Origin of the sequence: Variovorax sp. LjRoot175, assembly GCF_964253805.1 — a bacterium.
Lineage (GTDB): Bacteria > Pseudomonadota > Gammaproteobacteria > Burkholderiales > Burkholderiaceae_C > Variovorax.
This window is the reverse complement of the sequence record NZ_CAXURY020000001.1, coordinates 815,032-827,617: the sequence shown is the minus strand read 5'-3', so window position 1 is coordinate 827,617 and position 12,586 is coordinate 815,032. Positions and strand designations below refer to the sequence as shown.

Annotated in this window: 9 protein-coding genes; 3 read left to right on the top strand and 6 right to left on the bottom strand. The window is 59.4% G+C overall.

Annotated elements, in window-relative coordinates:
- The first annotated feature begins 3 nt into the window (after positions 1 to 3).
- On the top strand, positions 4 to 1,335 hold the full coding sequence (locus tag ACSQ89_RS04160; protein WP_436296096.1) for an MFS family transporter: 1,332 nt from the start codon (positions 4 to 6) through the stop codon (positions 1,333 to 1,335).
- 16 nt (positions 1,336 to 1,351) lie between these two features.
- Here ACSQ89_RS04160 and ACSQ89_RS04155 read toward each other — a convergent pair whose 3' ends face one another.
- The 3 genes from ACSQ89_RS04155 to araD are packed head-to-tail and all read right to left on the bottom strand — an operon-like array spanning position 1,352 to position 4,850.
- Positions 1,352 to 2,332: a Bug family tripartite tricarboxylate transporter substrate binding protein gene (locus tag ACSQ89_RS04155; RefSeq protein WP_436295422.1), complete on the bottom strand. Its 981-nt coding sequence runs from the start codon at positions 2,330 to 2,332 to the stop codon at positions 1,352 to 1,354.
- Between the two features lie 36 nt (positions 2,333 to 2,368).
- Positions 2,369 to 3,079, bottom strand: coding sequence for a ribonuclease activity regulator RraA (locus ACSQ89_RS04150; protein ID WP_436295421.1), 711 nt, complete (start codon positions 3,077 to 3,079; stop codon positions 2,369 to 2,371).
- A gap of 43 nt (positions 3,080 to 3,122) precedes the next feature.
- Positions 3,123 to 4,850, bottom strand: coding sequence for an L-arabinonate dehydratase (gene araD, locus ACSQ89_RS04145; RefSeq protein ID WP_093111309.1), 1,728 nt, complete (start codon positions 4,848 to 4,850; stop codon positions 3,123 to 3,125).
- 85 nt (positions 4,851 to 4,935) lie between these two features.
- Here araD and ACSQ89_RS04140 point away from each other — a divergent pair, with 85 nt between their 5' ends.
- Both ACSQ89_RS04140 and ACSQ89_RS04135 read left to right on the top strand, forming a co-directional pair.
- Entirely contained in the window at positions 4,936 to 5,628 is a 693-nt protein-coding gene (locus tag ACSQ89_RS04140; RefSeq protein ID WP_093111307.1) for a GntR family transcriptional regulator, read from the top strand.
- Positions 5,629 to 5,810: 182 nt separating this feature from the next.
- A complete protein-coding gene (locus ACSQ89_RS04135) occupies positions 5,811 to 6,449 on the top strand; it encodes a LysE family translocator (protein ID WP_093111305.1) in 639 nt (212 codons plus the stop codon).
- Between the two features lie 669 nt (positions 6,450 to 7,118).
- Here ACSQ89_RS04135 and ACSQ89_RS04130 read toward each other — a convergent pair.
- The 3 genes from ACSQ89_RS04130 to ACSQ89_RS04120 all read right to left on the bottom strand — a co-directional run bounded on the left by ACSQ89_RS04130 (position 7,119) and on the right by ACSQ89_RS04120 (position 12,510).
- The gene (locus ACSQ89_RS04130) at positions 7,119 to 9,953 is read right to left on the bottom strand and encodes an ATP-binding protein (protein WP_436296095.1); all 2,835 of its coding nucleotides are present in this window, start codon (positions 9,951 to 9,953) and stop codon (positions 7,119 to 7,121) included.
- Complete coding sequence (locus ACSQ89_RS04125; protein ID WP_436296094.1) at positions 9,950 to 11,575, bottom strand: SIR2 family protein; 1,626 nt, start codon at positions 11,573 to 11,575, stop codon at positions 9,950 to 9,952. The genes ACSQ89_RS04130 and ACSQ89_RS04125 overlap by 4 nt, the downstream gene beginning before the upstream one ends.
- Positions 11,576 to 11,931: 356 nt before the next feature.
- Positions 11,932 to 12,510 carry a recombinase family protein gene (locus ACSQ89_RS04120; protein ID WP_436296092.1) on the bottom strand — a complete coding sequence of 193 codons (579 nt, stop codon included), beginning with the start codon at positions 12,508 to 12,510 and terminating at the stop codon, positions 11,932 to 11,934.
- Positions 12,511 to 12,586: the final 76 nt, after the last annotated feature.

The following is a 12,586-nucleotide window of genomic DNA, read 5'->3' as shown; positions in this document are numbered from 1 at the left end:
CGCATGAGCGCAGTCACGCCCGCTTCGGGCATTGCCGCGGACGCCACGGTGCCGCAGCACTACACCGCCGAAGAAAAGCGCCACCGCATCTTCGCCATCGTCGGGGCCTCTTCAGGCAATCTGGTCGAGTGGTTCGACTTCTACGTCTACGCGTTCTCGTCGATCTACTTCGCGGCATCGTTCTTCCCGAAATCCGACCCCACCGCGCAACTGCTCAACACCGCGGGCGTTTTCGCGGCCGGCTTCCTGATGCGACCGATCGGCGGCTGGCTGTTCGGCCGCATCGCGGACCGCAAGGGTCGCAAGACCTCGATGGTGATCTCCGTCACGATGATGTGCGGGGGCTCGCTGGCGATCGCCTGTCTGCCGACCTACGACAGCATCGGCGCCTGGGCGCCAGCGCTGCTGCTGGTCGCGCGTATGTTTCAGGGACTTTCGGTCGGCGGCGAGTACGGCACCACCGCCACCTACATGAGCGAGGTGGCGCTGCGCGGCCAGCGCGGCTTCTTCTCGTCCTTCCAGTACGTCACGCTGATCGGCGGCCAGCTGCTCGCGGTGCTGGTGATCGTGGTTCTCGAACAGCTGCTGAGCGAGGCCGAACTCAAGGCCTGGGGCTGGCGTATTCCCTTCGTGATCGGCGCCATCACCGCCGTGGTCGCGATGCAGCTGCGCCGGCAGTTGCACGAGACTTCGAGCACCGAGAGCCGCAGCAACAAGGAGGCCGGCACGCTCGCGGGCCTGTTCCGCCACCACAAGGCGGCCTTCTTCACGGTGCTGGGCTTCACCGCGGGCGGCTCGCTGATCTTCTACACCTTCACCACCTACATGCAGAAGTACCTGGTCAACACGGTCGGCCTGCCGATCAAGACCACCAGCTACGTGATGACCTGCGCCCTCTTCGTCTACATGTGCATGCAGCCGGTCTTCGGCGCGCTGTCGGACCGCATCGGCCGGCGCAACAACATGCTGCTGTTCGGTGGACTCGGCGCGCTGGCCACGGTGCCGATCCTCACTGCGCTGCAAAGCGTGACGAGCCCGGGGCTCGCCTTCGTGCTGATCATCGTGGCGCTGGCGATCGTGAGCTTCTACACATCGATCAGCGGCATCGTGAAGGCCGAGATGTTCCCGCCCGAAGTGCGCGCCCTCGGAGTCGGCTTGGCCTACGCGGTGGCCAACGCGATCTTCGGCGGCTCGGCCGAATACGTGGCCCTGGGCCTCAAGTCGCTGGGCCACGAATCGAGCTTCTTCTGGTACGTGACAGCGATGATGGCGATCGCCTTCTTCGTGAGCTGGCGGCTGCCGCGGCAGGCGGCCTACCTGCACCACGATCACTGATCGCGGTTGATTCGGATCAGTCCGCCGTCGCGCCGGACTTCTTCACCAGTTCGGCCCAGCGCGGGATCTCGCGGGCCATGTGCTCGCGCAGTTCTTCCGGCGTGCTGCCCACGATTTCCATCGCCAGCTGGTCCGAGAGCTTGGCCTGCACGTCGGGCTGCTTGAGCGCCTTGACGATCTCGGCGTTGAGGCGCTGCACGATCGGTTTGGGTGTGCCCTTGGGCGCGTACACCGCCTGCCACGACGACATCTCGAAGCCGGGAATGCCCGATTCGATCATGGTCGGCAGCTCGGGCGCGAGCGCGATGCGCTTGCCGGTGGTCACGGCCAGCAGCTTGAGCTTGCCGCTCTTGACCAGCGGCAGCGCCGCCGTCACCTGATCGAACATGAAGGGCACCAGCCCCGCGGCCACGTCGGTCATGGCCGGCGGCGTGCCCTTATACGGCACATGGGTGAGCTTCACGCCGATCAGGTCGGCGAACATCTCGCCGGCCAGGTGGGTGGAGGTGCCGGCGCCGGATGACGCGAAGCTGCGCTTGCTCTCGTCCTTTTTCAAGAGCGCCACCAGTTCGGCCACCGAGTTCACGCCGAGCTGGCTGTTGACGATCAGCACGTTGGGCAGGCGCGCGACCAGCGAGACCGGCTCGAAGTCCTTCATCGGGTCGTAGGGCAGCTTCTTGTAGAGGCTGGCGTTGATGGCATGCGTGCTGATGGTGCCGCCGAAGAGGGTGTAGCCGTCGGGCGCGGCCTTGGCCACGTAGGCAGCACCGATGCCGCCGGCCTGGCCGGGCTTGTTCTCGACCACCACCGATTGCTTGAGGCTTTCGCTCAGCTTCTGGGCCAGCGTGCGGCCGACGATGTCGGTGGAGCCGCCGGCCGTGAAGGGCACGACGTAGACGATGGGCTTGGCGCCCGGCCATTCGGGTGCCTGGGCCCAGGCGGCCACAGGGGCGAGCGCGGCCAGAAGCAGCGCGGCAGCGCGGCGGGTGAAGCGCATGGTTTGTCTCCTCGGGGGTAAAAAAAGGAAAAGACCTCAGCGGCCTTTGGCCTGGCGCCAGGCTGCGAAGTCGGCGCGGCTCTGTTCGTCGGTGGGCGGGTACAGGCCGAGGATGGAGCGGCCTTCGAGCACCTTTTCCTGCACGAAGTCTTCGAAGGCCGTCATCTCGATCGCTTCGGCGGCGATCTCGTCGGCCAGGTGGGCCGGGATGACGATCACGCCTTCGGCATCGCCCACGATCACGTCACCGGGAAACACCGGCGCGTCGCCGCAGCCGATGGGCACGTTGATGTCGATGGCCTGATGCACCGTGAGGTTGGTCGGCGCACTGGGGCGGCAGTGGTAGGCCGGGAAGTCGAGCTTCGCAATGTCGGGGCTGTCGCGGAAGCCGCCGTCGGTCACCACGCCGGCGGTGCCGCGCTTCATCAGCCGCGTGACCAGGATGCCGCCGGCCGAGGCGGCGCGCGCGTCCTTGCGGCTGTCGATCACCAGCACGGCGCCTTCGGGACATTGCTCCACCGCCTGGCGCTGCGGATGGTTGCGGTCGAGGAAGACGCTGATCGGGTTCAGGTCTTCGCGCGCCGGCATGTAGCGCAGCGTGAAGGCCTCGCCCACCATGTTGGGCAAGGCCGGGTTGAGCGGTCGCACGTCCTGGATGAATTGGTTGCGCAGGCCACGTTTGAACAGGGCCGTGCACAGGGTGGCGGTGCTCACGTTCATGAGCTGCTCGCGGGTGGCGGGATTCACGGGGGGTCTCCGTTCTCGAAAGAAGGTGGGGTTTAAAGGCGGATCAGAAGATGTCGGGCTCAGGCACCGGCTTGCCGAAGCCGGTTTCCAGGAAGTCGAAGTCGCAGCCTTCATTGGCCTGCTTGATGTGGCGGCCGAACATCCAGCCGTAGCCGCGCTCGTAGCGCGGCGGCGGCGGCGTCCACCCGGCCTTGCGGAGCGCGAGTTCCTCGTCGCTGACCTCAAGGTGGATGCGCCGCGCCGGCACGTCCACGCTGATGCGGTCGCCGGTCTTCACCAGCGCCAGCGGGCCGCCGATGGCCGCCTCGGGCGAGCAGTGCAGCAGGCAGCCGCCGTAGCTGGTGCCGCTCATGCGCGCATCGGACAAGCGCAGCATGTCCTTGACGCCCTGCTTCAGCAGCTTGGTCGGGATCGGCAGCATGCCCCACTCCGGCATGCCGGCACCGCGCGGGCCGGCGTTGCGCAGCACCAGGATGTCATCGCCCGTCACGTCGAGTTCGGGGTCCTCCACCGCCTTCTTGAGCGCCGGGTAGTCGTCGAACACCAGCGCGCGGCCGCTGTGCTGCAGGAGGTGGGGCGCGCAGGCGCTGGGCTTGATCACCACACCGTCGGGCGCCAGGTTGCCGCGCAGCACGGCGAGTGCGCCTTCCGCATAGATGGGGTTGGCGAGCGGACGGATGACATCGTCGTCATAGACCTCGGCGCCTTCGATGTTCTCGCCGAGGGTGCGGCCGTTGACGGTGAGCGCCTCGGTGTGCAGGTGGCCGCGGATGCGCTCCAGCATCGCGGGCAGGCCGCCGGCGTAGAAGAAGTCCTCCATCAGGTAGGCGTCGCCGCTGGGCCGGATGTTGGCGATGACGGGCACGCGGCGGCTGAAGGTATCGAAGTCATCCAGGCTCACCGCATGGCCGGCGCGGCGCGACATCGCGATCAGGTGCACGATGGCGTTGGTGCTGCAGCCCATGGCCATCGCGCAGGCGATGCCGTTCTCGAAGCTGGCGCGCGTGAGCATCTTCGCGGGCGTGAGGTCTTCCCACACCATCTCGACGATGCGGCGGCCGCAGTCGGCGCTCATGCGGATGTGGTTGGCGTCGGCCGCGGGAATGCTGGAGGCGCCCGGCAGGCTCAGGCCCACCGCCTCGGCGATGCCCATCATGGTGGCGGCCGTGCCCATGGTCATGCAGGTGCCATGGCTGCGGGCGATGCCGGCTTCCATCTCGGCCCAGGCCTGCTCGCCGAGCCGGCCGGCGCGGCGCTCGTCCCAGTACTTGAAGGCGTCGGAGCCCGAGCCCAGCACCTTGCCCTTCCAGTTGCCGCGCAGCATGGGCCCGGCCGGCAGGTAGATGAAGGGGATGCCCATGCTGAGGGCGCCCATCGTGAGGCCGGGCGTGGTCTTGTCGCAGCCGCCCATCAGCACCGCGCCGTCGACCGGGTGGCTGCGCAGCAGCTCTTCGGTTTCCATCGCCAGGAAGTTGCGGTAGAGCATGGTGGTGGGCTTGACCATGCTTTCCGACAGCGAGATGGCCGGCAGTTCCAGCGGGAAGCCGCCCGCCTGCAGAATGCCGCGCTTGACGTCCTCCACCCGCTGCTTGAAATGCGCGTGGCACTGGTTGGCATCGCTCCAGGTGTTGACGATGGCGATCACCGGCTTGCCCATCCAGTCGGCATAGCTGTAGCCCATCTGCAGCACGCGCGAGCGGTGGCCGAAGGAGCGGAAGTCGTCGGGCGCGAACCAGCGGGCGCTGCGCAGCGATTCGTAGGGGCGTTTCATTGGGGGTTGTCTCTTGGACCGCAGGTCGCGTCGACGGGATTAAAACACTAATATATTAGTACGTCAATGCCACAATCCGACCCCGATGAGTGCCCTCCCCAAGATCCGACTCGACCGCACCCGCCTGGCCGCGCCCCAGGTGCTGGAGCAACTGCGCGACGCCATCCTCTCGCTGGAACTGGCACCCGGCACCGTGCTGGCGCGGCAGGAACTGGCCGACCACTTCGGCGTGAGCCAGACGCCGGTGCGCGAGGCGCTGCTGCGCCTCAGTGAAGAAGGACTGGTGGACGTGTTCCCGCAGCACGCCACGCTGGTCAGCCGCATCGACATCGCGGCGGCGCGCCAGGCGCATTTCCTGCGCCGCTCCATCGAGCTGGAGTTGGTACACCAGCTCGCGCTGGACGCGCCCGCGGGGCTGATCGAGCAGATGAAGGCCACCATCGCCCGGCAGGCAGCGCTGTCGGCGGCACAGCGCTACGGCGACTTCGTCGGCGCCGACCGCGCCTTCCATCGCCTGATGTACGAAGCCGGCGGCGTGCCCGACCTGTGGGAGCTGGTGGGCCGCGTCTCGGGCCACGTGGACCGGCTGCGCCTCCTGCACTTGCCCACTGCCGGCAAGACCGAGGCGATCCTGCGCGACCACCGCGCCATCGTGCGCGGCATCGAAGCAAAGGACCCGACCGCCGCCCAGGCCGCGTTACGCAGGCACCTGTCGGGCACGCTCAGCGCGGTGGACGAGATCTGCCGTCAGTACCCGGACTATGTCGCGGCCGAGTAGACCTCGCAGCCTTGGCCAGCTCCTGCGCCGCGCGGTAGATCTGCAACAGCAGCCCGCTGAAATTTCCCGGTTCGGTCTTAGGAGGCGAGAATTCGCACGTCGCATCGCGGCACTTCGATGCCGGTTGCCGCATCGCGGCCAGTTCGGGACGGAGAAGTCCTCTTCATTCGCTAGGAATCTGCATGTCCCTCCAAACATGGTTGCTGTATGTCGCAGCTGTCTTTGTTCTGACCGTAACGCCCGGCCCCAGCGTCCTGATGTGCGTCACCAACGCAGTCAACCATGGTGCGCGACGCACATTCTTTTCGGCCATCGGCAGCGTCACAGCGGTGGTCGGCATCATGACGTGCTCTGCCGTCGGCGTAGGCGCGGCGCTTGCCACGTCCGAGACGCTGTTCCACGCGATCAAGTGGTTTGGCGTCGGCTACCTCCTCTACATCGGCATCGGCACGTTGCGGTCCACGACATCGAGTTTTGACCTTCCGTCCCAGGTCGCTAGCCGAGCAAGCCGCCTGGCGCTCTACGTCAAGGGTTTGCTGGTCGGCGCGAGCAATCCGAAGGCATTGCTGTTCTTCACGGCGTTCTTCCCTCAGTTCATCGATCCGGCCGCGCCTCAGCTTCCGCAGTTCCTGCTTCTCGGGGGCACATTCGTGTGCTTCGAGCTGTTCTGGCTCATGTTCTACGCCACGTTTGCCTCGCGTGTTGCGCCATGGTTGCAGGTCAAAGGGCGAGCCAAGCTCTTCAACCGACTATCAGGTCTCACCTTCATAGGTGCCGGGGCTCTTCTGGCTACTGTCAAACGCGCGGCCAAAGACGCCTGACTGAAAACGCTGGCCGCAGCGCCGAGTCGTCCAACGATTGGGGATCGTCAAACGGGTTGCGGGCCACCGACACCGCGACGCTTTCGTACTTCTTCGGCTGCGCGGGGCCTTGCGCTACACCTGTGGGGCGAGGAGACGCATCCGCGGCTTAACGCCGCCAATGATGCAATCGGTGTCGCATCCTTCCCAGGTAGCCGGCCCGTTGCAATGACGCTTTGAGCCAGCCAATTTCGATGGCTGACCGACGGCAGTGGGCCCAGGAATCGCGACGGCCCTCTACTGTCCGAACCCTAGCTGCTGCGCTCAGCCAGCCGCAGCGACGTCATCTGCTCTCCAATGCGCGTTCACGTCGGCGCTTCGCAAGACAACATTGATGCTTTAGCTCTCGCTGCGCAAGAAACGGGACGCTATGGGATTTGACGATATCGCCTGAGCCGCCTTTTCAGGCTAAGTCCTCGATTTACAAGGACTCTTAAGCTGTCTTGGGATCGTACGAGAAGAGGGGGTGGTGGCCTGGGGCGGAATCGAACCACCGACACACCTTCATGCTTCCTAGCCCGTTGATTTGATTGGGTTTTTGGATAATGAACCGACAGTTAGTGTACCGCCTAGGAGTACCGTCTCCTCACGGGCTGCCTAGTGGGCGCCCAAAACCCTGCGCGACAATTTCTAGCTTGATGTAGACAACTGGTCCACAGCTGACGCCTGCAACGGCTTCGGCAACGGCGCCTTGAACTCAGGACCTATGAGAATGAGCTGTTCCACAGAGGCAGCTGAGGCAATTTCCTTTGCCCATCTTAGAGAGGTGACCTGGTGGTTGGTAGCCCTCGCAGCGTCTAACGCTCGATCTTCTTGATGGAGAAACAACACAAGCGTCAATGATTGATCGTACCGTTCGTGAAGCCTACAAAATGTTTGCAGGAGACGCGTAAAGCTTCGAAACGTAGTCTGGTCCATTTCTTGCGCTGGATCGTCTAGCGCAACTAGCGAGTGACGAAATCTACCCGATGAAAGATAGCGAGTAAAGAACCAAGCTAAGCCTAGAACATGATTTTCCGCTTGATTGAAAATATGTCTAACCCCAATTTGGCGCTTATCATTACCCACTGCGATTTTAAGATTCTCACTTCCACGCTTGCTCTCTGCAACGAGCCTTGGCTGATCAGATAGATTCCATCGTGCAGGGGTCATGGTCATTGCTATTTCAGTCCAAACCGCCTGAAGCGTTCTTGGCAGATGGTGCTGAATTATTCCCAAGCACTCCTTATCAACCAAGTCCTTTATTCGAGACCACTGATCAGGAAGAGTCCAAAGGGCTGCGCCTTTCGCATTCTCCACTTCGATCGCATTCCAGACACGCTTTGCGGCTACAGTCGTATCTTCAATTAAAGGAAGTTCGGGCGGAGATATTAATAGATCCAAAGAACGAAGGAGTAAGCCGACAGAATTTTGTTCTTTGAGTAAAGACTCAAGGGATTCGTGAGCCGTGAATCCAAGTAGCCGCCCGACCGCTATTCGACGTTCCTCGCTCACCGGGCACTGCCCAAGTTGCTCGTTTGCTTTCTGCAACTCTCGAAGTTGCGAGAGAATCTCAGAATAATCTTTTCGCGTTGCGACCAATTGGCGATCAATCAAATCTGTCAGTTGCGCGACCGCAATTACAATTCCCCCTGCATCAGCGTGATTGGCATTGCAGGTGGGGCAAGTGTCAGGATGCGTACTGGCCCACGAAGACAGGAAGGTACCCTGCACTTGCTTCAGGTGTTGTTGATGTTCCGCAAGTGAGAGGCCAAGAGCCTTGACGACGAGCAGCCTTTTGTTTAGCTCGCCATCTGGAGCTGACAAACCTTTAGTCGTTACTTCCGCCTCTGGGTTGCGCTCCCTTTGTAGCCATCGCTGCCATTTAACAAGATCCTCTTCAATCTCCGACCTCTGTTGTGCAATTTCAGAAGAGGCTCGGGCAGTGCTTTGTCTCAAAAGCGCCATTCGAGCCAAGACCTTATTACGTCGCTCTAGCCATCCATAGATTGCGCGCTCACATTCAGCGTCTGCTCCGAGCTTGTTCAGTTGGACAATAATCTTTCCCAAATCATCCCGTTTTGCCTTAGAGTCAGCCTCTTTCCAGTCAAACGCGAGTGATCTAGCTTCAACGGAATTCTCCATAATACGCTGAGCCAATGCATCAAGCCAGAACTCTATTTGCTGAGTTCCCTGCGGATAATATCGACCGATGAAGTTATCAACAAGTTTGGTCAGCCGACTCTCTTCTTTCGTTACCGAAGCTGCAATTCCAAATTCTCTAAGCCAAGCCTGCCTTCTCGAATTTGCTTGGTTGTATTCTCGCTCGCAAAACGACTGTAGGCTCTGAGCCAGCACAGAGTAGCCGCTTAGAACGCGTGTCCCTAATTTTCTACCTGCGGTTTCTACAAAATTTCGCGCATCCTCTTGCGCCAGGAGATTGCCGTCAAATTTTACAAGTCGTTGCTCCGCATCTTGCTCATCTGCCGGCATGTCGAGCAATGAGTTATTGCCATTTGCTTCGATCTGCGGGGCTTGAGAACCATCGAGCGGCGTTAGTACGTTCTTGATATAGTTCGCGGCGACAGGTCGATAGATATCTGTGTCAGCGAGATATTCAACCATTCTTCGAGAGGAGCCGGAGACAGCAAAACTCAACCCTTCAAAAATACTCGACTTGCCCGTCCCATTTGGCCCATGAATAATGTGGGCAACTACTGGTTTGCCGCTGCTTTGCAAGGCAAGCGAGAAGTCAGAGATATTTCGCATCCGTTTAATATTGATCTGCTTAAGGTCAACAGGTCTCGCGGGAAATTCTTTCGACGTAGCCGTTGGAGTATCCTCAGTGACACGTTTAACCATGGCCTCGACTAGCTTTTTCTCTTGCGGACTAGCGAACCGATCTGGAAGCGCACCGAGCAGTCGTTTAACCTCTGCATCTGCAGATAGCCAGCTTTCAATCTCTTGCGGCGGAAGTCGAAGCAGGCGGCGGCTTGCAAGCAATAGACGCGGCATCGCTAAGCCTTGCGATAACTGCATTCCTAATGTGCTCAAATTGTCAAAAACAACAAGGTCAATCGAGAATTCTTCCGTGAAACCGCTTTCGGCGCGAAGATTTTGAACCGCTTGCTCCCAATCCGCTCTGCAGGACATCTGAATTACGAAGACGAGTGTAATAGTCCAGGTTCCACGACTATCCTGCGATTGCTCTGGAATCCCCGTTTTCCAAAGCAATTGAGCTGAATCAGAGAGTGCCTTTTGCACACTCTCATTTACCATTCCCGCAACTTTCGTCGACTCCGATATCTCAACAAACTTAAACCAAACCCCCAAATCCAAATCAAAAAGGCTTGCGGTCTCAGGAGACGAATCCGCATACTGCCAAACAGCAACAGCACCTGGAGTCAGTTGACTACTTAGCGAGACATTTAATTGGCTGGCGTATTCAGATCGAAGCCAATTTTCGAGAGTTTCAAGAGCGCTCATAAATGATCTTTCCAGCTATTCAACTCAAGCCATGCAATATTTTTCACTGCCGCAAAGCTACGAAAATGCATTAATCTCGATAACTCATAGGTCCAGTTCAGTTGCACATCCTTAGTTGCACGCTCTGCGCCTTCAGGAGCAACCCCTAGGATCGATACTTTTCTAATCTGTCCTTGATTTGCCCAATGTCGACTTTCAACCAAGGGTTTTAACGCAGCCAGGCTCTGCGCTGGGCCTTCTTTCCATGCTGGCACAGGAACGATAAGGTGACGACCAACGTCGTCCCATAAGGCACCCGGAAAAAACCCTAGATCGAAGTTAGGCAGCTCTGCTTTGTCAGTATGCAGGGCATGTAGAAAATTTAGCGCGGCAGCCAGATCTTTGCGCTCCACGTTTTGATCGTCCCACGGTATGTGTTCGTCGCGGCGATGCGTTGGAACTGCGTCTACTTGAATCGCCAGACCCGTATAAAACTTCTGGTGACCGTTGTTGAAACAAATTCTCAACCAAACAGCCAGAAAATTGTCAAACCAATCCACCATGTACCCGAGTTCGGATTCCCTCGTCTGAGGACTGGCAAATTTGTCGAGCCAATCGGTTATAGCGATTCGCTGTGCGCCAGTTGAAATCGCTTGTAGGCAACCGAGCCCGTGCCGGGTTTGCAGCCACAAGAATACATCGTCGGTGTTTGGAAATGAAACTGCCTCTGGCTGGCATATGGCTTGCGTTTTTACGCAGTCATAAGCATCGCACAGTTTGACGTGCCCTTGGTCGTTTGGCTTTGGATCAATTACCGTTAGTGTTGTGCCAGCGGAACGAAGCGGCTTAAGCTCAGTGAAAAACTCTTGCAAGTACGGCTCACTCGCACTCCAACCACTCGCAATTAAAGAATGGTGCGTGAAGCACAGCTTCATCTCGTCTTCGACGAGTTTTGGCTGACCGCTAAGACATCGCCCCAATTCTTCTTGAGTGAGCACAAAAGTTCCATCGCCCTCAAGTAATGAGTCAACGCAACCGTGAGGCTTGTAAATTACTATTGTCTGCTGATCAGTATTTTGAATGATTTTGGATGGCACCCATGGCTCGTACCAACGAATCCATCCATGAGGCAGCGCCGGAGCGGAATTTTTCCTAGTCCTGCAGTTTTCGATGCCCACACTCGTCAATGCACGCTCTAGCCATACATCCCAATTAAGCGACCATATCGAATGCCATCGCTTTTCTCGCACCAGTCTTGCAATAACCCGATGCCTTGAGCTCGTGCCTCTGAGGGGCACCTTCGTTTTGGCGCTCCAGCACGGGTCGCTCGTTACTCGCAAGACATCGGCAATTTTTCGTTTTGCGTCAGACTCTGGAAGTCCAAAGGCCTTTAATTGCTCAAATAGCTCGCCTGACCAAGCGTAGAGCGCTTGCGGATCACTGGCGTCGATCAGGCCGCATGGTTTGACCCCAAGGGAATCTTCAATTTCTTTCTGTCGCGGCTTTATTGCGGCCATCAATTGATTTGGCAATGGCACTAGCGAGTAAGACATGCCTGCACCGATCAACAACGTTGGGCGGGCGGGTGGCGGAGTAGAGATTCCGACCACCGCTTCGAAGAGATGCGGCGAGCTAAAGGCCATTGGCTTGGGCTTCGGGAGCTCCAGCAGGATGGCCGGCTAGCCTCGCCGCTGTTGATAAAGCTTGCATTTGGACATTTGTAAGGTTTTGTTTGTTGACTATACGTCCAGTTGCTTCCGGAGAGTCAGATCCTGGCAGGGCGTTGGAAAGTTGCCGTTAGCCGTTCCCTTAAGCGTTAGTCACAGCTAGCCGGCGGGCAAAAAATGGGTTGCATCAGCGCGCTGCCTCCTGACAAATCCGATCACACAAGTCCCCCGTGCCCCCTTCACCTAAATAGTCGCACCCATAGGAATCCGCAATCCCCCGTTAGGAGGATCTGCATCCCGCATGGCAGCGGTCGGAGATCCTTGTCGATGACTTACTTAGCTGCGTCACGCAATCTCATAACGGTTTGTCGGCTTGTATTGAAGGCCCGCGCTACCACTGCGACCGCCTCCCCCGCGGCTAGCCTCTCCCGCGCCTTGGACGCTTCCGCGCCGCTCAAGCTTTGAGGCCGGCCCAGTACCTTGCCGGCCGCCTTCGCCCGCGCGAGACCTGCTTGGGTTCTTTCAACGAGCAAGTCCTTCTCAAACTCCGCTACGGCAGCGATAACCTGCATAGTCATTCGACCAGCCGCGCTAGTAAGGTCTACGCCTCCCAGTGCGAGGCAATGCACTCGCACGCCCATTCCGGCAAGAGCCTCTACAGTGCCGCGCACATCCATTGCATTGCGCCCCAAGCGATCAAGCTTGGTCACTACCAAAACATCTCCCGTCTCCAGCCTGTCAACCAGCCTGCAGAAGCCTTGCCTCTGGGAGGTTGCCACAGATCCGGACACGGTTTCTGCGATGGTTCGCTGAGGACTAACGGAGAAGCCGGCCGACGCAATCTCATGAATCTGGTTGTCGGTTGTCTGTTCGGCTGTAGACACACGGCAGTAAGCAAACACGCGAGACATAGGCACAACTCCATCTGTACGAAAAGGACGTCCGTATTCTGGAGGATGTCCGAAATCTTGTAAAGCTAAGTTATGG

Excerpts from the sequence above, each read along its gene's own strand:
- ACSQ89_RS04155 (WP_436295422.1), bottom strand. The coding sequence starts at position 2,332 with ATGCGCTTCACCCGCCGCGCTGCCGCGCTGCTTCTGGCCGCGCTCGCC.
- ACSQ89_RS04160 (WP_436296096.1), top strand. The coding sequence starts at position 4 with ATGAGCGCAGTCACGCCCGCTTCGGGCATTGCCGCGGACGCCACGGTG.
- ACSQ89_RS04135 (WP_093111305.1), top strand. The coding sequence starts at position 5,811 with ATGTCCCTCCAAACATGGTTGCTGTATGTCGCAGCTGTCTTTGTTCTG.
- ACSQ89_RS04125 (WP_436296094.1), bottom strand. The coding sequence starts at position 11,575 with ATGGCCTTTAGCTCGCCGCATCTCTTCGAAGCGGTGGTCGGAATCTCT.
- ACSQ89_RS04140 (WP_093111307.1), top strand. The coding sequence starts at position 4,936 with ATGAGTGCCCTCCCCAAGATCCGACTCGACCGCACCCGCCTGGCCGCG.
- araD (WP_093111309.1), bottom strand. The coding sequence starts at position 4,850 with ATGAAACGCCCCTACGAATCGCTGCGCAGCGCCCGCTGGTTCGCGCCC.
- ACSQ89_RS04120 (WP_436296092.1), bottom strand. The coding sequence starts at position 12,510 with ATGTCTCGCGTGTTTGCTTACTGCCGTGTGTCTACAGCCGAACAGACA.
- ACSQ89_RS04130 (WP_436296095.1), bottom strand. The coding sequence starts at position 9,953 with ATGAGCGCTCTTGAAACTCTCGAAAATTGGCTTCGATCTGAATACGCC.